This window comes from Stenotrophomonas sp. STK16_22 (assembly GCF_051984505.1).
Classification (GTDB): Bacteria; Pseudomonadota; Gammaproteobacteria; order Xanthomonadales; family Xanthomonadaceae; genus Stenotrophomonas; species Stenotrophomonas maltophilia_A.
In genome coordinates this window covers 3,786,465-3,811,075 of the sequence record NZ_CP196972.1, presented here as the reverse complement: position 1 = coordinate 3,811,075, position 24,611 = coordinate 3,786,465, and the positions used below count along the sequence as shown (strand labels likewise).

The 24,611-nt window shown below is 64.6% G+C and carries 17 protein-coding genes; 14 read left to right on the top strand and 3 right to left on the bottom strand.

The window, feature by feature from the left end; all coding sequences use genetic code 11:
* Positions 1 to 60: 60 nt before the first annotated feature.
* The gene (locus ACSYAO_RS17665; protein ID WP_065428848.1) at positions 61 to 1,389 is read right to left on the bottom strand and encodes a Fic family protein; all 1,329 of its coding nucleotides are present in this window, start codon (positions 1,387 to 1,389) and stop codon (positions 61 to 63) included.
* Between the two features lie 224 nt (positions 1,390 to 1,613).
* Between ACSYAO_RS17665 and ACSYAO_RS17660 the strand changes: the two genes are divergently transcribed.
* The 11 genes from ACSYAO_RS17660 (at position 1,614) to ACSYAO_RS17610 (ending at position 17,989) form a co-directional block, all read left to right on the top strand.
* A complete protein-coding gene (locus ACSYAO_RS17660; protein ID WP_049461738.1) occupies positions 1,614 to 2,552 on the top strand; it encodes a nucleoside hydrolase in 939 nt (312 codons plus the stop codon).
* An 88-nt stretch (positions 2,553 to 2,640) separates the two neighbouring features.
* On the top strand, positions 2,641 to 2,883 hold the full coding sequence (locus tag ACSYAO_RS17655; protein ID WP_005410871.1) for a type B 50S ribosomal protein L31: 243 nt from the start codon (positions 2,641 to 2,643) through the stop codon (positions 2,881 to 2,883).
* Between the two features lie 296 nt (positions 2,884 to 3,179).
* Positions 3,180 to 4,457, top strand: coding sequence for a citrate synthase (locus ACSYAO_RS17650; RefSeq protein ID WP_005410870.1), 1,278 nt, complete (start codon positions 3,180 to 3,182; stop codon positions 4,455 to 4,457).
* Between the two features lie 346 nt (positions 4,458 to 4,803).
* Positions 4,804 to 5,874, top strand: a complete 1,071-nt coding sequence (locus tag ACSYAO_RS17645) for a hypothetical protein (protein ID WP_049461739.1) — start codon at positions 4,804 to 4,806, stop codon at positions 5,872 to 5,874.
* Positions 5,875 to 6,174: 300 nt separating this feature from the next.
* On the top strand, positions 6,175 to 6,537 hold the full coding sequence (locus ACSYAO_RS17640) for a NirD/YgiW/YdeI family stress tolerance protein (RefSeq protein ID WP_049461740.1): 363 nt from the start codon (positions 6,175 to 6,177) through the stop codon (positions 6,535 to 6,537).
* A gap of 549 nt (positions 6,538 to 7,086) precedes the next feature.
* Positions 7,087 to 7,596, top strand: coding sequence for a CS1 type fimbrial major subunit (locus ACSYAO_RS17635; protein WP_049461741.1), 510 nt, complete (start codon positions 7,087 to 7,089; stop codon positions 7,594 to 7,596).
* A 51-nt stretch (positions 7,597 to 7,647) separates the two neighbouring features.
* Positions 7,648 to 10,380 carry a TcfC E-set like domain-containing protein gene (locus tag ACSYAO_RS17630; protein ID WP_049461742.1) on the top strand — a complete coding sequence of 911 codons (2,733 nt, stop codon included), beginning with the start codon at positions 7,648 to 7,650 and terminating at the stop codon, positions 10,378 to 10,380.
* On the top strand, positions 10,377 to 11,510 hold the full coding sequence (locus ACSYAO_RS17625; RefSeq protein ID WP_049461743.1) for a CfaE/CblD family pilus tip adhesin: 1,134 nt from the start codon (positions 10,377 to 10,379) through the stop codon (positions 11,508 to 11,510). The genes ACSYAO_RS17630 and ACSYAO_RS17625 overlap by 4 nt, the downstream gene beginning before the upstream one ends.
* An 18-nt stretch (positions 11,511 to 11,528) precedes the next feature.
* The gene (locus tag ACSYAO_RS17620; RefSeq protein WP_049461744.1) at positions 11,529 to 12,236 is read left to right on the top strand and encodes a pilus assembly protein; all 708 of its coding nucleotides are present in this window, start codon (positions 11,529 to 11,531) and stop codon (positions 12,234 to 12,236) included.
* A gap of 59 nt (positions 12,237 to 12,295) precedes the next feature.
* The gene (locus ACSYAO_RS17615) at positions 12,296 to 17,176 is read left to right on the top strand and encodes an ESPR-type extended signal peptide-containing protein (protein WP_049461745.1); all 4,881 of its coding nucleotides are present in this window, start codon (positions 12,296 to 12,298) and stop codon (positions 17,174 to 17,176) included.
* A gap of 69 nt (positions 17,177 to 17,245) precedes the next feature.
* Positions 17,246 to 17,989, top strand: coding sequence for a hypothetical protein (locus ACSYAO_RS17610; RefSeq protein WP_049461746.1), 744 nt, complete (start codon positions 17,246 to 17,248; stop codon positions 17,987 to 17,989).
* Positions 17,990 to 18,270: 281 nt separating this feature from the next.
* Here ACSYAO_RS17610 and ACSYAO_RS17605 read toward each other — a convergent pair whose 3' ends face one another.
* On the bottom strand, positions 18,271 to 18,915 hold the full coding sequence (locus ACSYAO_RS17605) for a hypothetical protein (RefSeq protein ID WP_049461747.1): 645 nt from the start codon (positions 18,913 to 18,915) through the stop codon (positions 18,271 to 18,273).
* A 442-nt stretch (positions 18,916 to 19,357) separates the two neighbouring features.
* Complete coding sequence (locus tag ACSYAO_RS17600; RefSeq protein ID WP_049461748.1) at positions 19,358 to 21,781, bottom strand: penicillin-binding protein 1A; 2,424 nt, start codon at positions 21,779 to 21,781, stop codon at positions 19,358 to 19,360.
* A 219-nt stretch (positions 21,782 to 22,000) separates the two neighbouring features.
* Between ACSYAO_RS17600 and ACSYAO_RS17595 the strand changes: the two genes are divergently transcribed.
* From ACSYAO_RS17595 to ACSYAO_RS17585, 3 genes are read left to right on the top strand one after another with little or no spacing between them, the layout of a single operon-like run.
* Positions 22,001 to 23,059, top strand: coding sequence for a pilus assembly protein PilM (locus tag ACSYAO_RS17595; protein ID WP_010484061.1), 1,059 nt, complete (start codon positions 22,001 to 22,003; stop codon positions 23,057 to 23,059).
* Positions 23,059 to 23,955, top strand: a complete 897-nt coding sequence (locus tag ACSYAO_RS17590; RefSeq protein WP_049461749.1) for a PilN domain-containing protein — start codon at positions 23,059 to 23,061, stop codon at positions 23,953 to 23,955. The genes ACSYAO_RS17595 and ACSYAO_RS17590 overlap by 1 nt, the downstream gene beginning before the upstream one ends.
* A complete protein-coding gene (locus tag ACSYAO_RS17585; protein WP_049400744.1) occupies positions 23,952 to 24,608 on the top strand; it encodes a type 4a pilus biogenesis protein PilO in 657 nt (218 codons plus the stop codon). Before ACSYAO_RS17590 ends, ACSYAO_RS17585 begins: the two co-directional genes overlap by 4 nt.
* The last annotated feature ends 3 nt before the right edge of the window (positions 24,609 to 24,611 follow it).

The window sequence follows — 24,611 nt, the reverse complement described above, 5'->3', positions numbered from 1 at the left end:
TTTGCGCAGCAAAGGGCTCTGACCCAATCCCCGGGACGCTCATCCCCGCATGGCGTAGATCTACAGCGCCAAACGTTCCGACAGGCCGGGAAGCACGAGATACTCGGAGGCCTTCCCGACGCGCTCTTTGCTGACAAGCCCGGAAGCCACCAATCCGTTCAGATCCTTCAATGCGGTCGGATAGGTAATGGTGTGTGCCGCCTGGTGGCTGGCGACGGTGTAGGTCCGGTCAGGATCCTTCAGCGCGTTGGCCAGCAACGCGCGCTGACGATGATTGAGAGGCACACCGCCAAGCCGGGCGGTTCGCAGCACGCGTCGCGCTGCCTGATCCTCCGCATGCTTCCTGGCGATATAGGCATGCAAACCCTGGATCGATTGCTCAATCGCCTCCAGTTGTTGCGCCACGAAGTAGCCAAGATCCCGGTTGTCGCTTTCGGTGTAGAGGTAGGCCCGCATGTACTTGCCTGGGGACTTCTTCAAGACGCTGGAAATGGAGAAGTACTCGGTCATCCAATATCCGGCATTCATCATCGCCCAGTAGAACAGTGCGCGTGCCGTACGGCCATTGCCATCCACGAAAGGATGGTCATAGCCAATCTGGAAATGCAGTGCGATGGCTTTGGCGACAGGATGGATGAACGGTGTGCTTTCCTCATTGATGAACGTGCACAGCCGCTCCATCCGTGCGGGCACTTCCTCGGCCGGAGGAGGGATGTGCAGCAGCGTAGGTGGTGAGCCGCGATCGAAGATCGCAACGTTGTCTTCGGCGGTTCTGAAACGCCCGCTGTCGGTTGGAAGCTCCAGCGTGCCGTCGGTGAGGATGCTGTGCAGCTCCAGAATCTCGCCGGGAGTGATCGGGCGTATGCCGCGCTCGCGGATCACGTTCATTGCCACGTAGTTGTTGTAGATCATGCGCTCGGACTGGTCGCGCGGCGCACGGCCTGTGCTCAGCATTTCCTTTGCCACCGCCCGCGTGGTCGAGGCGCCCTCCAGCTGCGATGAGGTCATCGCTTCCTCGATCAGCGAGCGGATCAGGAACCGTCCTTGGCCGCTGGCAGCATCCACACCCTTCACCGAGCCTGCGGCCTCCCGATCAATGTAGTGCAGGTGCCGCTGCATTGAATCGGTAAGTGCCAGCTTGAAGGGTTGCTGCGTCTTGTCCAGCAACAGCGGTAGCGGCTTCAGCAATGCTGCGCGCGTCCACGTGATGCCCAGCCACCACTGCTCCGCGTTCAGGCCCGCCGGTGGCGCTCTGTGGCGGACTTTGTCCCAGTGCTCATAGGCGCCGTTCACCTCGGGCCCGATCCGGGCGTCCAGGATGGTACCGAGGGTCTCCATGTACTTCCGGGTGAGGGTTGCCAGATCGGGAGCTGGCGCGGGCAGCTTCATGGTTGTTTTCTATAAAATGTTCAACAGTTTTTATAGCAAATGATGTTGGGCGCTCCAAGCGAACCGAACTAAATCTGTTCATGTTCGTGAGTGCGTTGGGCGGGGGCGTTGGTGGGGGCAACGGATCCAACCCTCTCCACTACATCTTTGCCGCCGGGGCAGACCGGTATTGCAACGGTCATCATCCCGGTCCACACTTCGTTGCCGATCTGAAGACGGCAACGATGACCCACAAGATCCCCCTGTTGATCGACACCGACCCCGGTGTGGACGACGCCCTGGCCCTGCTGATGGCCTTTGCCGATGAACGGCATGACGTGGTCGCCCTGACCATCGCCGCCGGCAATGTCGGCCTGCAGTACACCGTCCGCAACGCCCTCAAGCTCTGCGACATCGTCGGCCGCACCGACGTACCGGTGTTTGCCGGCAGCCCGGATCCCCTGCTGCATCCCTCCGTTGACGCCGCCCACGTGCATGGCCGTGACGGCTACGGCGACGTGGACCTGCCGCCGCCGAGCCGCCAGGCTGAAGCCGAGCACGCCGCACTGGCCATCCTGCGCCTGTCGCACGAGCACGCCGGTGAACTGATGCTGGTGATGCTTGGCCCGCTGACCAACCTGGCCCTGGCACTGAAGCTGGACCCGACCCTGCCCGAGCGCATCAAGCGCATCGTGGTGATGGGCGGTGCGGTCACCTGCCACGGCAACATCACCCCGGCGGCCGAATTCAACATCGCGTTCGATCCGGAAGCGGCGCACGTGGTGTTCACTTCGTTCAAGCACCTGCTGGTGTCGGACTGGGAGGCCACCGTCGCCCATGGCCTGCCGCTGCAGGATGCTGAAAAGTGGCTGCAGGCTGATTCCGATCGCGCCCGTTTCTACGAGCTGATCTCGCGCAAGACCCGTGGCCTGTCCGAGGACAGCAAGGGTGGCCGCTGGTATACCGCCGATGCGGTCGCCATGGCCTGGGCGCTGAACCCGGAAGGGCAGCTGCAGGTCGAGTCGCGCCCGCTGAACGTGGAGCTGAACGGCACGTTCAGCCGCGGCGCCACCATCGTCGATTGGAACCGCCAGACCGGCCAGCCGGACAACTGCGATCTGCTGATGGCCTACGACCAGCAGCGTTTCGAGGCCCTGGTGCGCCAGGCCCTGGGTGCGGACTGACGTCGATTGACCGGCACCGGTTGCCCCGGGCGGCAACCGGTGCTTATAATGCCGCTCTTGACCACCAGCCCATTTACGGTGTGAGCCCATGAAGGCCGATATCCATCCGAACTACCGCGACGTCGTCTTCCATGACGTCACCTCCGATTTCAAGATCCTGACCCGCTCGACCATGGCGACGAAGGAAACCATCCAGTGGGAAGACGGCAACGAATACCCGCTGGTCAAGGTTGAAATTTCCTCGGCTTCGCACCCGTTCTACACGGGCAAGCACAAGGTCATCGACACCTCGGGCCGTATCGACAAGTTCCAGAAGCGCTACGCGCGCTGATCTGTCGATCCAGCTTCGAACCAACGGCCGCGCTCTGCGCGGCCGTTTGTTTTTCCCCAACGCCAACCCAACGGGCGTTTGGATGGGCGGAACACTGCGTTCGTGTAACAACGCTTTTGCCGATCCGGGCCGCTCAACGGCCGGTGTCTGGCTGCCTGTCGTATACGACTTCTGTCTAGCGCCGGGCAAATGCTGCTGTGCGATAATGACCTGATCCCCGGCACAGGCCGAGGACGTCATTCACGTGCCTGACCAATGCGCTTGGGCAGGCGCCTTCCCATGAAGGAGCGCACACAGTGTCCGATCTTGATCAGGTCACGCTCAACGCCGGCGACAAGTCGGTCGTTCTGCCCGTCATCAAACCCACCCTTGGCAACGACTGCGTCGACATCGCGAAGCTGACCAAGGAAACGGGGTTCTTCACCTACGATTCCGGCTTCACCGCGACGGCCAGCTGCAAGTCCGCCATCACCTACATCGACGGCGACAAGGGCGTGCTGCTGTACCGCGGCTACCCGATCGAACAGCTGTCGGAAAAGTCGAGCTACGTCGAAGTGGCCTACCTGCTGATCAACGGCGAGCGCCCGAGCGCCGAGCAGCTGAAGGCCTTCACCGATGAGCTGACCGCCGAAGCCAACGTCGATGAGTCGATCAACACCCTGATCGGCAGCTTCGCCAAGGATGCCCATCCGATGGCCATCCTGGCCGCTGCAATCGCGCAGCTGTCGGCCATCTACCACGACTCGCTGGACCTGTCCGACGCCGAACAGCGCCGCCAGGCTGCCGTGCGCCTGATCGCCAAGGTGCCGACCCTGTCGGCGCTGATCTACCGCCATGGCAAGGGCCTGCCGGCCAACAAGCCGGACACCTCGCTGGACTACGTCAGCCGCTTCCTGAAGCAGACCTTCGAGTCGGCTGACGGCCAGTACGACCTGAACCCGGACGTGGTGAAGGCGCTGGACCTGCTGTTCATCCTGCACGCCGACCACGAGCAGAACGCCTCGACCTCGACGGTGCGCTTGGTCGGTTCGACCGGTGCCAACCCGTACGCGTCGGTCGCTGCGGGTGTCACCGCGCTGTGGGGTCCGGCCCACGGTGGTGCCAACGAAGCCGTGCTGAAGATGCTGGAAGAAATCGGCAGCGCCGACAACGTCGAGTCCGCCGTGGTCAAGGCCAAGGACAAGACCTCCGGCTTCCGCCTGATGGGCTTCGGCCACCGCGTCTACAAGAACTTCGACCCGCGCGCCAAGGTCATCGGCGAGATGACCAGCAAGGTGCTCAAGCAGCTGGGCGTGCAGGATCCGCTGCTGGACGTGGCCGTGAAGCTGGAACAGGCCGCCCTGCAGGACGAGTACTTCGTCGCCCGCAAGCTGTACCCGAACGTCGATTTCTACAGCGGCATCATCTACAAGGCGCTGCAGATCCCGACCGAAATGTTCACCGTCATGTTCGCCCTGGGCCGTACCTCCGGCTGGGTGTCGCATTGGCTGGAACAGCAGGTTGACCCGGAAATGAAGATCGGCCGTCCGCGCCAGGTCTACACCGGCAGCGACGTGCGCGACTACCAGGGCTGATCGCTCGCGTAGGTTGTGCCGAGAACGCCCCGCATCCGCGGGGCGTTTTTTTTTGCTTCGGCTCTGGTAGCTGCCAACCTTGGTTGGCACGCTTTCGACACTCGTGAAAAATCATCCACGCATGGCGTGGATCTACTTTGTCCTCGCCCTTGGTTGGCACGCTTCCCCATCCACGCATGGCATGGATCTACCGCGTTCCCGCTTTTTGGTAGGTGCCAACCTTGGTTGGCACGCTCTTCACCGCGCCAAGACCGCGTGATTCAAGGGTCTCGCCAGCTTCACAAGCGCTCGCGCAGCCTCAGGACGCCAGCTGCACCCGCAGCATCTGATCCGGAGCGTCCGTCCCATGAGTACCCGATTCGACCCACCCGAGCGCGGCCCGCTCGGCCCTGACGTCGGCACTGTCGTCGCCGCCCCCATCGTCGCCCCGCCAAGCGAAAGCGCCGTGTCCTGGGGTGCAATCTTCGCCGGTGCCGCCGCCGCCGCCGCGTTGTCCCTCATCCTGCTGATTCTCGGCGTGGGCCTGGGGCTGTCCTCGGTGTCGCCGTGGTCGTTCGAAGGCGTCAGCAAGGAAACCTTCGGTTGGTCCAGCATCATCTGGCTCACCTTCACCGCGCTGGCGGCTTCCGGTCTGGGTGGCTATCTGGCAGGACGCCTGCGTACCAAGTGGACGCAGATCCACGGCGACGAAACCTACTTCCGCGATACCGCACATGGCTTCGTGTCGTGGGCGGTGGCCACGCTGCTCACCGCCGGTCTGCTCACCTCGGCCATCGGCGGCGTACTCGGCACGGGCGCGAAAGTGGCCGGTGCCACTGCAGGCGCCGCTGCCTCCACGGCAGGCGTTGCCGCCGCGAGTGCCGGTAGCGCCGCCGCGGCTGCGCCGGAAGGCGACCTCAACTACTGGGTGGACTCGCTGTTCCGCAGCGCCACCAGCGCAGGGCCGTCTGATCCTGCAACGCCGCCTCCGCCGGGTGCGCCGATGGATCCGAATGCGGCCCCGCCGCCGCCGGTCGCAAGCGTCGGCCCGCGCGACGCGCGCTTGGCCGCACCGCCGCGTCCGATGCCGGGCAATGGCCCGGTGGCTGACCGCCGTGAAGTGCGTGCCGAGGTGAATCGCATCATCGTCAACAGTCTGCAGGGAGATGGCCTGGATCCGGCCGACACCCAGTACCTGTCCCAGCTGATCGCGCGCGAGACCGGCATGAGTCAGGCCGAAGCGCAGGCGCGCGTGACCGATGTGCAGACGCGCATGCGTGCTGCGCTGGAGAAGGCCAAGAACACTGCCAAGCAGGCGGCCGACGATGCCCGCAAGGCAGCAGCGTATGCCGCGCTGTGGCTGTTCATCACGCTGCTGATCGGCGCGTTCTTCGCCAGCCTCAGCGCCACCTGGGGCGGCCGCCGTCGCGACCTGTAACCCCCGTTCCATGCAAGGAGACCTGCCATGAAAATGATTCTGCTCTGGTTGTTGGGCGTACCGATTCCGCTGCTGATCCTGTACGCGATCTTCTTCTGATCACGCGCCAACGCGAAGTCCACGCATGCGTGGATGGGTATTTGTAGAGTCGAGCCGTGCTCGACTCTACAAAACCTTGCTTCAGGATCTGAACGAATTCTGACACTGAATGTCGCTTTCACATCTTTTCGGATCTATTGCATAGGCATCACATCCGGGGCGATAGAACCTGAGGGCACTTACTCAGCCATGGAGAACGCCATGAATCGACTGCTTGCCATTGCCCTCATCGCCACGCCGCTGGCCCTGTTGAGCCCGCACGCATCCGCGCAGTACACCGGCCCGGGTGCGGGCACCGCTGCCAGCTCCGTGGCCGATGCGCGCGCCCAGCGCGACGACCACCCGGTGGTGCTGCGTGGCACCCTGGTCGCCAAGCTTGGCCACGAGCGTTACCAGTTCCGCGATGCCAGTGGCCAGATCGAAGTGGAGATCGATGACGAAGACCTGCCACCGCAGACCATTGGTGCGGACACCGTGGTGGAACTGCATGGCAAGGTCGACACGCATCGGTTCAAGCCGACCGACATCGATGTTGATCGCGTCACCGTGGTGCCCGCAGGCTGAGGCTCACGCGCACAGCGCGAACAGCAGTCGAGCATGGCTCGACTCTACAAAAGCAAGGCAATGAGATTTGTTGCATTCAACGCATGAGGGAAATTGCATAGCCAGGGCCGGTAGATCCACGCCATGCGTGGATGGCCCACTGTAGAGTCGAGGCAATGGGGTTTGTTGTATTCAACGCGTGAGGGAAGTTGCATAACCTTGTCTGTAGATCCACGCCATGCGTGGATGAACCACTGTAGAGTCGAGCCATGCTCGACTCGCACGCACAGCGCGAACAGCAGTCGAGCATGGCTCGACTCTACAAGGGCGAAGCAATGAGATTTTTTGCATTTACCGAATGAGGGAAATTGCATAAGCCTGGAACGTTGAACTAATTCAAAGATTCTTCTTAACGCTCAACGTTTTAGGAATGCTTGAATGGCTTGCAGGACAATGGGTTTCTAACATTCTATCCGTCGCCCGCAACCACCTCTGCGGGCGGCGCCTCCCTCCCTTTCTCCTTAGGGGAGGGGGGCTTTCTCATTCCCCCTTGTCCGAGAGAGACAACCCATGCACGCCATTATCAAGAAGGCCACGCTCGCTGCAGCGTTGGCCACGGCTTCGCTGTCCGCGCACGCCGTGGAAACCAAGATCTCCGTCTACGCCGACGTCGACCCGACCCTGGCCCTGCTGCGCGACGATGGCAGCGCGCTGCCGGATCTGGTCACCCTGACCCACGACCCGGTGCGCGGCCTGCTGCCGAACACCCAGCGCGTTCGTATCCACTCCAACGATCAGACTGCCGATATCGAGGCAAAGATCGGCGGCGCGTTCGTGTTGGTCAGCGGCGATGGCAAGGTCACTGAGGCGATGACGGTCAGCCTCAACAGCCGCACGCTGGCGGTGACCCCGATTGAGTTCAAGGCCGCCGATCTGTTCACCGGCGCAGGTGCCACCCCGGGTGCTTCGATCTCGATGCCGCTGACCATCGCCCAGGCCACCCCGAAGCCGATCGCCACCAAGGGCACGTACACCGGCGTCGTCAACATCGTGCTGAACCAGAAAGCCGCCGCGCCGTAATCCCCGCGCCGGCCCGCACGCCGGGCCGGCTGCCTTTCCAGCGGTACCCCCATGACCCCACACGCCCCCGCTATCACCCGGCTGGCGGTCGCGCTCGCCCTGGCGCTGGCAACGCCGCTGGCGGCGGCGCGCGGCGTCCCGCCCGGCTTCGAGGATCTGGTTGAAGGCCAGACCGAACAACTCGACATCCAGCTGTTCGGCCGCTCGGCCGGGCTGTCGCCGGTGAGTGTGACCCTGGAGCACGTACAGCTGGAAGATCCAGCAAGCGTGCTGCAGGCGCTCGACCTGCCCGCCGAGGCGCAGGCCGCGCTGCTGCCCGCGCTCTCGCAACCCATGCCGCGCAACAGCCATCTGGCCTGCCGCTTCGGTGGCGCCACTGCCGGCTGCGGCTATCTCGACCCACCGGAAGACCCCGCCGCCGTGCGCGCGCTGTACGACGAAGGCGAGGGCGCGGTGCGCCTGTTCGTTGCCCGCCAATGGATTCCCGGCAAGCCGGCTGCCGAGCGCTTCCACACCGTCAGCGCCAACGCCGAGAACGCTTTCCTGCACCAGCAGGTGATCAATGTGAGTGGCAGCCGCGACTACCAGACGCTGTCCGCGCGTGGCACCGGCGTGCTGGGCCTGTTCGATCGCGGGCATGTCTCCGCCGAATGGAACTTCAACCAGCAGCGCTACCGCAGCCGCGGCAGTGACAGCGCGTTCCAGTTCGACAACGTCTACTACCGCCATGACCTGGGGCAGGCGCATTACCTGCAGGCCGGGCGCATGGACCGCCGCAACCTGTCCAGCCCGCAGGGCGGCACTTTCAGCTTCAGCATGCTGCCGCTGGACCGCCTGCAGGGCCTGCGCGTGGGCACCACCCAGGCCTATGTGGATGCCGATGCCGCCGTGCAGGCCACGCCCCTGACCGTGCTGCTGGCGCGCGACGCACGCGTGGATGCTTACGACGGCACGCGCCTGCTGCAGACCTATTACCTGCAGGCCGGCATCAACCAGATCGACACCCGCAACTTCCCGTTCGGCAACTACAACGTCACCCTGCGCATCTACGAAGACGGCGTGCTGGTGCGCAGCGAAGACGCGCCGTTCGACAAGGGTGGCGACTGGACCAACAGCCAATGGCAGTGGTTCGTGCAAGGTGGCAAGCGCAACGAGCGCCGCAGTGACCGCTTCGATGGCGAACGCGTGGCGGTGGCCGGCATGCGCGTGCCGCTGGGCCGCGACGTGGCGGTGGTGGCCGGCGCCGCCGACCTGGGCGGCTTCCGCTACGGCGAGCTGCGCGTGGACCTTCGCCGCCTGTATGCCACCCAGGAACTGCGCGCCAGCTTCGGTGGCATGCGCGGCAACGATGGCAGCACCGGCCAGCAGCACCAGCTCTCGTACCGCCGCACCGCGTCCTGGAACATCTATCAGCAGCGCATGCGTGGCAAGGCCTGCCAGTTCGAGGCCGACGCCCGCGACCAGTTGGGCTGCACCAATTCGCTCAGCGCCTCGATGGCGCTGCCGCTGGCCGGTGGCAGTGCCTATGTGGGCTACACGCGGCGCCAGACCTGGCGCGCCGGGCGCGAGCTCCCCGGTGCGGAGGGCGACCCGCTGGCCGGGCTGGACCCGCTGCTGCCACCGCCGCCGCCGTGGCAACCACGCCGCGAGCCGCAACTCAGCCGCACCTGGCAGGCCAGCTTCAGCCGCAGCCATCGCTGGCAGGATTTCAGCGTCTCCACGCGCGTGGGCGTGTGGCAACAGCGCGCCAGCGACAGCCTGCGCGGCAGTGAGCAACGCGACCGCGGCATCTACTTCAACCTGAGCCTGACCCGCCTGCTGCGCGGTACCGCCGGCAGCGGCCAGCGCCGCTACAGCGTGGACGTGCGCCAGCCGCAGCATCAGCGCCCGGACATCAACTACAGCGTCGGCCACAGCCTGCGCCAGGAAGTCGATGCGCAGTACCGCGAGCTGTCAGCCGAACTGCGCGCCAACAACAGCGACCGCTACAGCGCCACGCTCAGCGGCCAGCTGCAGAACAGCCTGGGCCAGAGCGGCGCCACGCTGGCGCACTACCAGCAGCGCGGCCGCAGCGAGACCGCCTACAGCGGCATGCACAGCTCCGGTTTCGCGCTGGGCAAGCGCGGCTTCTACTGGAGCGGCAGCAACGGTGCCGACGCCGGCCTGGCCGTGCAGGTGGCCGACACCGACGACATCGACCTGCGTGGTGTGGCGGCCGAACTGCAGGTGGGCGGCCTGCGCAGGCAACGCCTGCAGATTGGTGAGCGCCGGTTGCTGCCTTTGTCGTCGTACCAGTCGCACCGCGCCGAAGTGCAGGACGCCAGCACGCTGGACAGCATCGCCGCCATCCGCGTGACCGGCGTGGGTGGCGCACGGCCGATGTTCCTCAGCCCCGGGCGGCTGATGCGCATGCCGGTGCCGATCGAGGTGACCTACACCTTCATCGGCAACGCCAAGGATCTTGCCGGAGCGCCGCTGGGCGGCGCCCGCATCCTCAACGCGCCGGTGCCCGGCACCAGCGCCAATGGCGGCTTCGTCGCCGATTTCCCGCGTCGCGAAACAACGCTGTACCTGCTGCAGGACGACCGCCTGCTGCACTGCCCGCTGCAGGTGCGCGAGCGCCGCCAGGTGGTGCTGCTGGTCGGCGCCGTGCACTGCGAGCCGCTGGCCGTGGCCCAGCTGCCGGCAGAGATCCGCCAGCAGGCCCGGGTGACCCGGCTGCTGCAGGAACGCGCGTTGATTGCCGCCACGCCCCAGACCGCTGCTGCAGGAGGAACGCCATGAACCGGCGTGTGTTGTTGGTGTTGATGCTGGTGTGCGCGCTGGTGGTGCTGGCGCCGAGGGCGTGGGCGCAGTGGCCGCCGGAAACGCATCCGACGGACCAGAGCCGGGACATCGTGATGACCTGGGATCGCTCAGCGGTGCCGGGCGATGTGGAGCTTTGGGCGCCGCGGACGGTGTTGGGGTTCAGTCACGACCTGGCGATGAAGTATGGGCAGATCCATGTTGTTTGTGAGTCTGCTTCTGATAGTGAGTTTGGGAAGTGCGCCATAGATGGTGAGCCAGAAGCGTCGGTTGGCATAAGTGACATTGATCTGCTGTTCGTAGAGCAGAGAACCGGCTTGCGTAGTGAGCTTCGAGTACAGGGATATCTGCGGAGGGTCATGTCGGATTGGTCCTGCTTCACTGATTACTGGGACCTATCCAGGAGGCGTTTGAATGCGTCGTACTGGTTCAAGTGCGATTCGAGTCAACCAGCTGGTACCGGTGCCAATCTTGAGCTCCCCTCTACCGAACTCTCCAGACTAGTCGCAGGCCACTGGAAGGCCACGATGCGCCTGAGCATCAAAGCCGACCCCGCCGCCGCACCGGTAGCCACCGCCGTCTTCAACTTTGACTTCACCGTCACCGACTACGACGCCATCTCGATCTACTTCCCCGGCTTCGACGGTGTCGCTCCCCTGGTCAACATGGACCTGCGCTACGACCCGATTCGCAAGGTCGTCGCCGGGCGCAAGGAAGTAGACATGTGCCTGTACGACGGCGTGGGCTCGCAGAGCGAATTCCTCGGCGTCACCGTGCGCGACAGCGGGCCTCGGCCACCGCCGGGGCGGGACTTCGCGGTCTGGCATCAGGACGGCGGCAGCGACGACACCCAGCGTCTCGACTACCAGGTCGGCCTGAACTACGGCGGCAACCTGCTGGCCATGAAGCACGGCGAGGAACAGCTGCTGCGCGGCATCGACAGCGCGCAACTACGCATGGTGCTGCTGCCGGGCATCAGCCAACCCGTGTACTGCGTGCCCACGCCGCTGACGCTGGAAACACCGCCCACGCCCATCGCCAGCAAACGCCCCGGTCTCTACGACGGCGAGCTGACGGTAGAGCTGCGCGTGCCGACCGGCAAACCCTGATCCCCACGGAGGCTCATCATGAAGAAGCTGCTGTTCTGCCTGTTGCCGTTGAGCGCACTGCTGGCCCCGCCGGCACAGGCCAACCTTTCCATTCATCCGATGCGCGCAGCGGTGGATGCCAAGCACGGCACGAAGATCCGCGTGTACTCGCAATCTACCCAGCCGCAGTACGTGCAGGCACGCCTGCTGCGCATCGCCAACCCGGCACAGGTGGGCGAGGAAGAGATCGAAGTGGAAGCCGCCGATGCGGCGATTGCCATCACGCCCGGCAAGTTCGCGCTCAGTGGCGGTGGCAATCGCCTGATCCGGGTGATTCCGCTGCAGACGGTGGAGAAGGAGGCGGCCTACCGCATCTACTTCGAGGGCGTGAAGGGCCCTGACGGCACCATTCTGGAAGGCGACGAGCAGGCGGCGCAGGCCAACGTCGGTGTCAGCCTGGTCTGGGGCGCGCTGGTGAACGTAGTGCCTGCCAAAGGCACTGTGGATCTGCAACTGCAGGGCAACACCCTGCGCAACACCGGCACGCTGCGCGTCGGCATCACCGGTGCTGCCGAGTGCAACACCGGTGGCGTGTGCACGCCGCTTGAGCTGTCCAGAAGTCTCTACCCCGATGCCGCGCTGACCTTGCCGTTCCAGCTCCAGCCGGGCAGCACCCTGCAGTTGCAGTATCGACTGTCGAACGACAGCTATCGCGATCACGTAACGACCCTGGCGCCGAGCGCCTGACCTTCATTGCCCCGCCCAAGTGCGGGGCTTCATTTCCCTTGTCCTGTTAAGGAGAGAGCATGAACCATATCTATCGTCGTATCTGGAGCACAGCGAAGCAGTGCTGGGTGGTTGGCAGTGAACTGGCACGCACGACGGGGAAGGGCACTTCGGGACGGCGTGCCACTGTACTGATGGGGTGCCTGATTTCACTGCCATTCGCGGCTGGTTCCGCTGAGTTGGATTCAGACGGGGAGCAGTTGGATCTGGTTGAAACCACACAGACTCTCGCTTTCGCAGAACCTGCCCAAGAGGTGCCAACTGTGGGCATGGCTCCAATGTCGGCGCGTGCGGGCCAAAACGCAATTGAGCTTGGCTATCTGGCAGGCGCAAGTGGTAATGGCGGTATTGCTATTGGACTTAGAGCGAAGAGCAATGAAGCCTGGAGTGTAGCCGTGGGCGCGGACAGTAACGCGGCGGCCACGAACTCTGTGGCGGTGGGGGACTCGGCCAAGGCGACTGCGCGTGCTGCGATTGCTTTGGGCAAGAGCGCCCGGTCACTCGGTGAGGGCGATATTGCCATTGGTGGATCAGCGCAGACAGTGGGTGTTGATGCTGGTATTTCACGAATTGCGATCGGTGCAGGGGCTAAGGCTGGAACTCAAGGCCGCACTGGGGCAGTCGCTTTGGGAGGCGCGTCCACGGCCGAGTTCGATGGTGTTTCCATTGGCTACAACTCCAAAGCGTCAAAGGCAGGGGCAGTGGCGTTAGGAGTGCATTCCATAGCCGATGAGCTGAACACAGTATCGGTGGGCAACAAGACCATGAAGCGCCGTATCGTCAACCTTGATGACGCCCGCCTGACCAGTTCCAGTACCGATGCAGTGACCGGCAAGCAGCTCTACGCCACCGAGCAGAAGATCGGATCATTGAATGGTATGTTGAAGGCGGGTTCGCACACGGATGCTTTCGTAATTGGGACAGGCTCTGTGTCCGCCTCAGCCAACACGGTGTCTGTTGGCAGCGCAAGCAAGAAGCGCCGCATCCAGTATCTTGCCGACGGCGTGATTGGTGCTGGCAGCACGGATGCCATGACGGGTAACCAGCTGCATGCCACCAACACGAAGGTTGCAGCGGTCGAGAAAACTGCCAATACCGCGAAGACGGATCTTGTAGCGGTGCGCGAGATCGCGCAGAAGGCCACCCAGCGTATTGACGCGGCCGCACCCGCGCTGGGCAGAGGCGCGCTTGCGGAAACGGGAACCTACGGCGCCAGCACTGCGCTTGGCGATGCCGCCAAGGCCTACAACAGTGGCAGCGTGGCCTTGGGGGCCAACGCGTTGGCGGGTGTGGACGTGGACGGAAAGAAGATTGTCGGATCGAACTCAGGTGTCTCCCTGGGTGTCAACAGTCGAAGTGGCAATGGAGGCGTCGCTGCGGGCTTCAGGGCTGACTCCACCGGAACCTGGAGCGTGGCGATGGGGACCGATGCCAAGGCGCAGGCCGATCAGAGTACCGCTGTCGGCTATCTGAGCAAGGCGACTGCCAGCCAGAGCACCGCTTTGGGCCGTGGCAGCGAGGCAACTGCGCAGTACGCGAGTGCACTCGGAAATCTGTCGAAAGCAACCACGGTCAGTGCGGTCGCGCTGGGTGATCGTGCCCAGGCCAAGCATGAGAACGCCGTGGCACTGGGAGCCGGGTCCGTCACCTATTCCGCCAACTCGGTCTCGGTGGGCAACGCCTCGGTCAAGCGAAAGATCCAGTACGTTGCAGATGGCAGTATCAGCAAGAGCAGCACGGATGCTGTTACTGGGAGCCAGCTGTTCGATGCCCAGCAGTCGGTAGCCAAGGCTCAGACGGCAGCTGACAGTGCACTGGCGAAGGCTGCCGCTCTCTCTGGGCTTCTGAACGAGAGCGGCGCCTCGGGCAATGTTCGGCTGGGTGGAACTAACAGCGGCACCCTGCTGGACGTGCGGAACAGCGCCAATGCGAGCCGCAAGATCACCGGTGTTGCCGATGCAGCATTGTCCACCACCAGCACAGAGGCGGTGACCGGCCGGCAGCTCGCTGCCACCAATACCCATGTCAGCACTGCGCAGAGTGACGCCAACAAGGCCAAGACCGCCGCGAACACCGCCCTGACACAGGTGGGAACGCTCAACGGGCTGCTGAGCCAGGCCAGTGCGAGCGGCGACGTCCGTGTGGGCGGGAAGAACAGCGGCACCGTGCTGGATGTGCGCAACAGCGCGAACGCGAACCGGAAGTTGGCCGGTGTGACTGATGGTGAGGTCGGCGCCAGCAGCTATGAGGCCGTCAACGGCAGGCAGCTCAACGCGACCAATGACAAGGTGGCGACGGTGGAGGGCATTGCCAGGTCTGCGGGCACTGAAGCTGCCGCGGCAAAGACAGATGCAGCCAGGGCGCTGACCGAGACCGCAGCGCTGGGTGGACTGGTGGCGCAGGTATCTGCTTCTGGCAATGTGCGATTGGGCGAGAAGAACAGCGGAACGACCTTGGACGTGCGCAATAGCGCCAATGCCAATCGGAAGATCAGTGGTGTGGCGGATGGCTTGTTGAGCGTCAGCAGTGCTGAGGCTGTGTCCGGGAAACAACTGTATTCATCCAATTCACGGATCTCAGTTCTGGAAGACGCAAGTCAGTTTCTGAGCATCGGCGTGGCGCCCACTATCGAACGCGCCGAGGCTGGGCTGGCCGGGGTCGCTTTAGGTAACTCAGCCAAGACCGGCAGCGATGGAGGGACGGCAGTGGGGACCCTGGCAAAGGCACTCGGTAGAAACTCCGTCGCCATTGGCCGCGCCTCAGTCGTGCACGAGGATTCCGATAGTGGATTTGCACTAGGTGCTGGAGCGGAGGTTGGCATTGCGGGAGGTGGCGCACGGGGAGGCGTTGCTATCGGTGCCGGGGCAAAGGTGGGCAAAGGAGCGAATGGTTCGCTGGCGATTGGCGAAGGCTCTCAAGCGAATGAGGCCGGAGTGGCTTCATTTGGAAGTGCAACTGCTTTTCGTCGCCTGGTGAACGTCGCGCGCGGTACGGCCGACCACAACGCCACCACTGTCTCCCAGCTCAATGATTCCCTCGCCACCCTCGGGGGCGGCGCAGGCATGGACGGCAGCGGCAACATCATCGCCCCGACCTACACGGTGCAGGGCGGTACGCAGAACACCGTCGAGGATGCGTTGATGGCACTCGATGGTGCCGTCACTACCGCCGGCCGTCGCGCGGACAAGGTGGAAGGTCAGCTCAGTTCGATTTTCCAGGATTCACCTTCGGCCCGTGCCGACGGCACAAGCCAGATCGCGCTGAGTGGCGTGAATGGCATGGTGTTGACCAATCTTGCCGACGGCCGAGTGGCGCAAGGAAGCCGTGATGCCGTAACAGGCAGCCAGCTGTACGCCGCAGAGCAGAAGATCTCGCAGAATCGGGATGATCTGGACGCGATGCGCAAGGAGCGGGAGATGGGTCAGCAGGCAATGCGTGGGTTGGATGCGAGCGTCATCGACTACGGTGGTGCGCGTTTGACTGGCGTGGCCGAGGCGAAGCTTTCGGCTGATAGCTCGGACGTTGTGCGCGGCAGTCAGCTCTATGAGACCAATAGCCGTGTGTCGGCCTTGGAAGGCATCAGTCAATACGTCAGCGTGGGCACGGCTCCAGAATATGGTCAGGCTCAGGCTGGTCCGGCTGGTCTCGCCATTGGAAACTTGGCAAAGACGGGCATTGAGGGTGGCACGGCGATTGGAACATTCGCCGAAGCAATGGGTAGAAATTCAATTGCCCTCGGACGAGCATCTACTGTCTACGAAGGCTCAGATTCCAGCTTTGCCATCGGGACCGGAGCTGAGGTTGGTAGGGCTGGTGAGCCGGGTGCAATCGGAGCCATTGCGTTCGGCGTTGGATCAAGGGTCGAACCCGGAGCCCGCGATTCTATCGCGTTCGGAACCAGCTCTCATGCGACCGAGGCAGGAGTTGTATCGTTTGGTAATGTTGGAACGAAGCGCCGCCTCGTAAACATCGCCAACGGCACCGCCAACCACAACGCCGCCACCGTCGGCCAGCTGCGCGGTGCGCTTTCCGCTCTCGGCGGCGAAGTCGATGCCAACGGCAACATCGTCGGCCCGCGCTTCAACGTCCAGGGCCAGACACAGTCCACCTTGAATGGCGCACTTGAAGCGCTGGATGGTGCGGTCGTCACCAACGCCTCGCGCGTGGACAAGGTCGAAACCCAGCTCCGCTCTGTCTTCCAGGATGCCCCCTCGGTTCGCGCCGACGGCGTCAACCAGCTCACCCTCGCCGGTGCCAACGGCATGGTCATCTCCAACGTGGCCAACGGCCTGATCGCGGCCGGCAGTCGCGATGCGGTCAACGGTGGCCAGCTGCATTCGATGCAGCAGCAGCTCAACGGCCGCATGGATGGGCTGGAGCAGCGCATCGACGATGCCCCGGCACCGCGTGCACTGGCGTCGTCCTCGGTGCCGAAGCCGCAGGCCGAGGAAACTCCTGTGGTGCCGGAAGGCAAGGACTCCCAACAGGTCGCCTCGGTAGGCGAGGGCGACAAGCCCACACCACAGCCGAAGGCCAACAAGGACGACTCGCCGAAGCCGCAGGTCGACACCGCCGAGCTGGAGAAGATGCTGGCCCGTGCCAACGAGTACACCGATGGTGCGATCAGCAACGTCGAGCGACGCCTGGACAAGATGGACAAGCGCTTCAACCGCATGGCGGCGATGAGCAGCGCGCAGACGGCGATGGCGATGAACACCGCCGGCCTGGCCACCTACAACCGCCTCGGTGCGGGTGTGGGCTACAGCGAGGGTGAGTCGGCGATGGCGGTGGGCTACCAGCGCGTGCTCAACGAGAAGGGCTCGGCCACCTTCAGCCTCAATGGTGCGTTCACCAACAGTGGTGAGCGCAGCATGGGCGTGGGTGTGGGCATCGGCTGGTAAGCCATGGAGCCCCGGCGTGACGCGCGTAATCCACCCCGTCGCGCCGGGGTCCTTGCCCAGGAGATGGCAATGTACAGATGGGTAAAGGGAATCATCAGCTATCGCACGTTCTACATCTGGCGGGCGCGCTATCGCTACTACACACGGAACCTGGATCTGTGGACGCTGATGAGCGGGCTGTGCATCGCCGGTCTGTTGCTGGTGCTGTGGTACATGTGGCGGATGCTGAGCGTGCCGACGCCGCGCGTGCACCCGGAGACAGCGGCGCTGCGCATCGAGGGTGTCACCAGGGAGGCGATCCATCGCATCGTGCTGGTGCGCCACTCGGGCAGCACGCCGGGTGCTCCGTTCACTACGCCGGAGGAGGTGCGGGCGAGCACGCTGCGCACGATGCGGGTACGGCAGGTGATGGACAGCGAAGTGGTGTGGCGGCTGAAAGCCGACATGCTGGCGGACATCGCTGACTACATCATGGCCACAGGTGGGTGCTTTCCCTACGATTGCCGGCGGGTGCTGGATCGGTTGGACTACGTGCGCCAGGCCGGTGTGGAGAATGCGCAGATCAACGCGGCGCTGGCGACGATCCTGGAGGTGCCGCTGGACCAGATGCCGCCGTTGGAGGCAGACGAGCATGAGCGGGTGAAGAGTGGTTGGTCGGATGGGTTCAACGACATCTACTACCAGTCCTGGGTGTTGCGGGACCTGCAGGCCATGCACGCACAGATGATGCGGGAGTATCCGCAGCGTGCCCCCGCACCGTGGTTGCCGCGGCTGCTCAGCGACCCGCTGCGCGATACCCGTTTTGTCTGGTAGCGGGAGCAAGATGGGCATCATCTGCCAGAGCAGGTAACACCGCTTTTGTAGAGTCGAGCTTGCTCGACTGCTCTCCGCTCAGCCATCGAAATGCACGAAGCACAGTGCGGACCAGCGGTCCGCACCTACCAAACACGGGTGCAGCGCCCCTGTAGAGTCGAGCCATGCTCGACTGCTCTCCGGTCAGCCATCGAAATGCCCGAAGCACAGTGCGGACCAACGGTCCGCACCCACCCAAGGCAGGCACCGCTGCGCTCGCCGGCCATGGACCGGCGCTACCGTCACCCGCCGATATACGCGGTGATCTCCGCCTCGGCCAGCACCTGCCGCAACTGCGCCACCGACGCGCGCCGCATCGGCTTCTCATCCACCGGTGATAGCGGCGCCTGGCGCAGGGCGTCGTACGGCAACACCGCCAGGTCGAAGGTCAGCTCCTCGGCACTGAACACCCACACCGGCACATCCAGGCAGCGTTCGCGGTCCATGCGCAGGCGGCGCGTCCGCGATTCGGCGGGAATGCCGTGTTCGTCCAGGAAGCGATGCACGGCTTCCGGGTCGTCACTGTGCAGGTGCAGCTGCACGGGGCTGTTGGCGTCGGCGGTGCCGTCCAGTACGGGGCCGGCCAGGCGCGGGGCGAAGTCGTGCAGGAACTCCAGCGCACGCATCGCGGCTTCACGGCGGCGCTGCAGTTCGTTGCCGTGCTGGGGCCCGGAGAACAGCCGCTGGTACTCGCGCAGGGCGTCTTCGATCTCGGTATTGCGGGGCAGGGAGGCATCGTCGTGGATGCCGAGCCGGCTGGCGGCCTTCAACTTGGCCTGGTGGTAGTCGCGGATGCCGCCTTCGGCCATCAGGCGGGCGGCTTCGTGGGCGAGGCGGTGGCGCCGCTCGCGGGTCTGGCTGGCAGCATGCTGACGGGCGCGATGCATGCGATGACTCCCTGTTGCGACCTGGCTACAGACTAGCGCACGGATGTGACATCTGCGTGGGTATGGCGGATGCAACTGCTTTGGTGGGTGCCGACCTTGGTCGGCACGGGGCGCCAACCAAGGTTGGCAACTACCGGGGCGGCATCGGCGCCAACCAAGGTTGGCGGCTGCCAGAGGCGCATCGGTGCCGACCAAGGTTGGCCCCACCCACGCTTTGGTAGATGCCGACCTTGGTCGGCACAGGGCGCCAACCAAGGTTGGCAACTACCGGGCCGGCATCGGCGCCAACCAAGGTTGGCATCTACCAGAGCAGCATCGGTGCCAACCAAGGTTGGCAGCTACCAGAGCCGCATCGGTGCCAACCAAGGTTGGCATCTACCAGAGCGGCATCGGCGCCAACCAAGGTTGGCATCTACCAGAGCGGCACCTACCGAACCCTTCCTCAGAAGATATCGAACGCGGCGGCGTCGGCCTGCGGCGTATTGAGGTTCAGGTCGTAGTCGGTCAGGCGGTCCATGTCTTCCACCTTCACCCACTCGGTCGCGCCGTTGAGGGTGGCCTGGACCATGCCGCTGGGCGGGTCGTTCTGCGCGATCGGGGTGTCCTTCAGCGCGGTGCGCATGTAGTCGATCCAGATCGGCAGGGCGGCCTTGCCACCGTATTCGCGGTAACCCAGCGAGCGGAAGTCGTCGCGGCCCACCCACACGGTGGTCACGTACGGCCCGCCGAAGCCGGAGAACCAGGCGTCGCGGTGGTCGTTGGTGGAGCCGGTCTTGCCGCCCACGTCCTCGCGGCCGAGCACCTTGGCCTGCACGCCGGTACCGCGCTGGACCACGTCGCGCATCATCGACACCAGCTGGTAGGCGGTGCGGGCATCGATCGCGCGCGGGGCGGTGCGGGCATCCGGGTTGGCCGGTGCCGCCGGGGTTTCGACCTTGGCTTCGGCCTTGGCCGCCGCAGCCGGGTCCACCTTCGGGGCCGGGGCGCCAAAGTTGAAACCGTCGACCACCTGGTTGACCGGCTGGTCACTGCTGCCGGCGCAGTCGCGGCAGGCCAGTGCCGGGTTTTCCTTGAACACCAGGTTGCCGTCGCGGTCGTTGACCTGGTCGATCAGCCAGGTGTCCACGCGCGAGCCGCCGTTGGCGAACACGGCGTAGCCGCGCGCCACCGACAGCGGCGTCAGCGAGGCGGTACCCAGCGACATCGACAGGTTCGGCGGCAGCTCCGATTCGGCGAAGCCAAACTCGCTGATGTACTTGCGCGCGTAGTCCACGCCCATGCCATCGAGCAGGCGCACCGAGACCAGGTTGCGCGACTGCACCAGCGCTTCACGCAGGCGCATCGGGCCGCGGAAGCCGCCACCGTCGTTCTGCGGGGCCCAGGTCTTGCCGCGGCGGTCGCGGAACACGACCGGGGCGTCGAGCACGATCGAGGCCGGGTTGTAACCCTTGTCGAAGGCGGCGGCGTAGACGAACGGCTTGAAGCTCGAACCCGGCTGGCGACGGGCCTGGGTAGCGCGGTTGAACTTGTTGCCGGAGAAGCTGAAGCCACCCACCAGCGCCTTCAACGCGCCGTTGTGGGCATCCAGCGAGACCAGTGCGGACTGGCCGCGCGGGATCTGGTCCAGCAGCCACTCACCTTCCTTGGCACCGGCGCGCACGCGCACGATGTCGCCGCGCTGCACCAGCTTGCCCGGGGTCTTGTTGGTCCACTTGGCGGCGCCGGCCGGCAGCACGATCTCGCTGCGGTTTGCCAGCACCACTGTTGCGCTGCCATCGGCGCCGGTGCTGGCGACGATGGCCGGCAGCAGGCCGGCCTGGCCGTACATGCCACGCAGGTGCTCGGCCAGGGCAGCGGCGTCTTCGCCGGCACCCACCTGCACCTGCTTCTCCACGCCGTGCCAGCCGTGGCGGTGGTCGTACAGCAGCAGGCCGTCGCGCACCGACTGGTTGGCGGCGGTCTGCAGGGTGGCATCGATGGTGGTGGTGACGTGGTAACCCTTGTTGACCACATCGCCGCCGAAGCGGGCGATCATTTCCTGGCGCACCAGCTCGGCCACGTAGGGGGCATCGACCTGCACCGGCGGTTCATGCGCGGTGGCGTGCATCGGCACGGCCTTGGCCGCATCGGCCTCGGCCTGGCTGACGAACTTCAGGTCGGCCATGCGCTGCAGCACGTAGTTGTCGCGGCGCTGGCGGGCACGTTCCGGGTTGGAGATCGGGTTGCCCGAAGACGGGAACTTGGGGATGCCGGCCAGCGAGGCCATTTCATCCAGGTCCAGCTCGTTCAGCTTCTTGCCGTAGTAGAACTCGGCGGCGGCGGCCACGCCGTAGGCGCGGTTGCCGAAGAAACTCTTGTTCAGGTACAGCTCGAAGATCTCGTCCTTGCTCAGCTCGGACTCGATCTTCCGCGCCAGCAGGATCTCTGCCAGCTTGCGGGTGTAGCTGTACTCGGAGCTGAGGAAGAACTGGCGGGCCACCTGCTGGGTGATGGTGGAGCCACCCGGCACGCGCTTGTCGTTGGTGGTGGCCAGCAGCCACACCGCACGGCCGATGCCCATGTAGTCCACACCGCCATGCTCGTAGAAGCGGGCATCCTCGGTGGCCAGGAACGCCTGCTTCAGGCGCTCGGGCACGTCCTTCATGGTGATGGGGGTACGGCGGGTCTCGCCGAACACCGCCATCAGCTTGCCGTCGGCGGCATAGACGTACATGGGCTCCTGCATTTCCACGTCGCGCAGGGTCTGCACGTCGGGAAGCTTGGAGGACACGGCGTAGTACAGACCGCCCACGGCGGCCGCGCCGATCAGCGCCAGGACCAGGACAATCAGGAAGATCCAGCGCAGCCAGCGGCGGAGTCGAGTCATCGGGTTCAGATTCCGATTGCGAATTTCGTGGTCGCAGAGTATAGATTACGCAAGGTGGCGGCTGGGGTCGGCACCGGGGAGCGCAAGGGGAACAGTCAGGGGCTGCATGGTGAATCCGTGAGGGACTTCACAGCAGGGCCGTTGCCATTTGCTAAGAATACGTTATTAATGCTCGGGCGCAGGTCTTGCGTCCAAGTGCCCGTCGGCAGGGGAGAAACCGTGGGGCTCATCCCAAAAAGTCAGTCGCCGCTTGTAGGCGTCGACATCAGTTCGACTGCGGTAAAGCTTTTGCAGCTGTCCCGCAGTGGCAATCGTTTTCGTGTGGAACATTACGCTGTGGAACCTCTTCCGCCGAATGCGGTGGTGGAGAAGAACATCGTGGAAGTGGAGGCCGTGGGTGAGGCCATCCGCCGCGCGATGAACCGCTCGGGGAGCAAGGCCAAGCTGGCCGCTGCCGCCGTCGCCGGTTCGGCGGTGATCACCAAGGTGATCCCGATGCCGGCCGAGCTCGACGAGAACGACATGGAAGCCCAGATCGAGCTGGAAGCGGTCAACTACATTCCGTATCCGATCGAGGAAGTGAACCTGGACTTCGAGGTGATCGGGGCGATCCCGAACAACCCGGAGATGGTCCAGGTGCTGCTGGCCGCGTCGCGCTCGGAGAACGTGGAACTGCGCCAGTCGGCGCTGGAGCTGGGTGGCCTGCAGGCCAAGGTGATGGACGTGGAGGCCTTCGCGGTCGAGAACGCCTATGCCCTGGTTGCCAGCGAGCTGCCGGTATCCATCGAGGGTGTGGTCGCGCTGGTCGACATCGGTGCCACCATGACCACCCTCAATGTCCTGCGTGGCGGCCGCAGCCTGTACAGCCGCGAACAGGTGTTCGGTGGCAAGCAGCTGACCGACGAGATCATGCGCCGCTACGGCCTGAGCTACGAGGAAGCCGGCCTGGCCAAGCGCCAGGGCGGGCTGCCGGAAAGCTACGAGATGGAAGTGCTGGAGCCGTTCAAGGAAGCCACGGTCCAGCAGATCAGCCGCCTGCTGCAGTTCTTCTACGCAGGCAGCGAGTTCAACCGCGTTGATCACATCGTGCTGGCCGGTGGCTGCGCCGTGCTGGGCGGTCTGCCGGAAATGGTCGAGGAGCAGCTGGGCGTGCCGACCGTGGTCGCCAACCCGCTGGCGCAGATGACCCTGGGGCCGAAGGTGAACGCGCATGCGCTGGCCCAGGATGCCCCCGCGCTGATGATCGCAACCGGTCTGGCGCTGAGGAGCTTCGACTGATGGCACGCATCAATCTATTGCCCTGGCGCGCCGAGCGGCGCAAGCAACGCCAGCGCGAGTTCTACGCAATGCTGGGCATGGCCGCGATCGGTGGCCTGCTGCTGTCGCTGGTGATCTGGTTCTACTACGACCGCCAGGTGAGCGGCCAGATGGACCGCAACGCCTATCTGGAAGCCGAGATCGAGAAGGTCAAGGAACAGAACAAGGAGATCGACCGCCTCGACGCGCAGAAGGAACGCCTGCTGGCCCGCAAGAAGGTGATCGAGGAACTGCAGGCCAAGCGCTCGCAGATGGTGCACCTGTTCGATGCGCTGGTGCGCACGATTCCCGATGGCCTGGTGCTGACCGCGCTGAAGCAGGAAGGCGACGTGCTGACCCTGGAAGGCCGTACCCAGTCCAATGCCCGTGTTTCGGCGTACATGCGCAATCTGGAGACCTCCGGTTGGATGACCAACCCGGAACTGTCGATCATCGAAGCACGTGATCCCGAGAAGGACAAGGACGGCAAGGTGGGCCCGCTGGCCGACATCAAGGCGCTGCCCTATGTGTTCGTGGTCAAGGTGAAGCTGCCGGCACAGAGTGAGGAAGTGGCCGGTACGCCAGGCCTCAACGCCGATGGTTCGGTGGCAACGCCGGCTCCGCCCGCAGTGGCACCGCTTGCAGCCGGCCCGGATGCAGCGGCACCTGCTGCACCGGCCGCAGGCCAGCCCGCTGCTGCACCGGCTGCACCCGCACCCGCCGCCGCGCCGGTCAACGCACCTGCTGTCACCCCGGCCCCGGCTACGCCGAACCAGCCGGCAGCCCCGGCTGCAAAGCCTGCGCCGAAGCCCGAGGGCAGCCGCCTGGCGCAGCCGCCGCAGGCCTTCAACGCCCCGCTGCAGGGGGATCGCGCATGAGCCAGAAAATCGATCTGAAGAACCTGGATTTCAACGACATCGGCAACTGGCCGCAGAAGGCCAAGATCGTCTTCTGCTCGCTGTTGGCGCTGGTGATCATGTTCGTGGCGTGGATGCTGCTGATCAGTGGCAAGCGCGAGGAACTGGCCGGCCTGGAATCGAAGGAAGTCGAGCTGCGTTCGGAGTTCACCAAGCAGCAGGAGCGTGCGGTGAACCTGGCGCCGCTGAAGCAGCAGCTGGCACAGATGGAACAGGTGCTGCAGCAGATGCTGCGGCAGCTGCCCAGCAAGACCGAAATGCCGGACCTGATCATCGACATCTCGCAGACTGCGCTGTCCAGCGGCCTGACCAACGAGCTGTTCGAGCCGGAGCAGGAGCAGGTCAAGGAGTTCTACGCCGAGAAGCCGATCAAGCTGCGCATGGTGGGCAGTTACCACCAGTTCGGTGCCTTCGTCAGTGGCGTGGCGTCGCTGCCGCGCGTGGTCATCCTGACCATGCACGACATCAACCTCAAGCCCAAGGACAAGACCAGCGGCAACGCCCGCAGTGGTGCGCTGGAGCTGTCCGGCACGGTCAAGACCTACCGCTATCTGGATGAGACCGAGGTGCAGGCACAGCAGGCGGCTGACGCCGGCAAGGAGGAGAAGAAGTGATCC

Bases quoted from the DNA above. Each gene is read 5' to 3' on its own strand.
- ACSYAO_RS17665 (WP_065428848.1), bottom strand. From the start codon at position 1,389: ATGAAGCTGCCCGCGCCAGCTCCCGATCTGGCAACCCTCACCCGGAAG.
- ACSYAO_RS17660 (WP_049461738.1), top strand. From the start codon at position 1,614: ATGACCCACAAGATCCCCCTGTTGATCGACACCGACCCCGGTGTGGAC.
- ACSYAO_RS17655 (WP_005410871.1), top strand. From the start codon at position 2,641: ATGAAGGCCGATATCCATCCGAACTACCGCGACGTCGTCTTCCATGAC.
- ACSYAO_RS17645 (WP_049461739.1), top strand. From the start codon at position 4,804: ATGAGTACCCGATTCGACCCACCCGAGCGCGGCCCGCTCGGCCCTGAC.
- ACSYAO_RS17640 (WP_049461740.1), top strand. From the start codon at position 6,175: ATGAATCGACTGCTTGCCATTGCCCTCATCGCCACGCCGCTGGCCCTG.
- ACSYAO_RS17635 (WP_049461741.1), top strand. From the start codon at position 7,087: ATGCACGCCATTATCAAGAAGGCCACGCTCGCTGCAGCGTTGGCCACG.
- ACSYAO_RS17630 (WP_049461742.1), top strand. From the start codon at position 7,648: ATGACCCCACACGCCCCCGCTATCACCCGGCTGGCGGTCGCGCTCGCC.
- ACSYAO_RS17625 (WP_049461743.1), top strand. From the start codon at position 10,377: ATGAACCGGCGTGTGTTGTTGGTGTTGATGCTGGTGTGCGCGCTGGTG.
- ACSYAO_RS17620 (WP_049461744.1), top strand. From the start codon at position 11,529: ATGAAGAAGCTGCTGTTCTGCCTGTTGCCGTTGAGCGCACTGCTGGCC.
- ACSYAO_RS17615 (WP_049461745.1), top strand. From the start codon at position 12,296: ATGAACCATATCTATCGTCGTATCTGGAGCACAGCGAAGCAGTGCTGG.
- ACSYAO_RS17610 (WP_049461746.1), top strand. From the start codon at position 17,246: ATGTACAGATGGGTAAAGGGAATCATCAGCTATCGCACGTTCTACATC.
- ACSYAO_RS17605 (WP_049461747.1), bottom strand. From the start codon at position 18,915: ATGCATCGCGCCCGTCAGCATGCTGCCAGCCAGACCCGCGAGCGGCGC.
- ACSYAO_RS17600 (WP_049461748.1), bottom strand. From the start codon at position 21,781: ATGACTCGACTCCGCCGCTGGCTGCGCTGGATCTTCCTGATTGTCCTG.
- ACSYAO_RS17590 (WP_049461749.1), top strand. From the start codon at position 23,059: ATGGCACGCATCAATCTATTGCCCTGGCGCGCCGAGCGGCGCAAGCAA.
- ACSYAO_RS17585 (WP_049400744.1), top strand. From the start codon at position 23,952: ATGAGCCAGAAAATCGATCTGAAGAACCTGGATTTCAACGACATCGGC.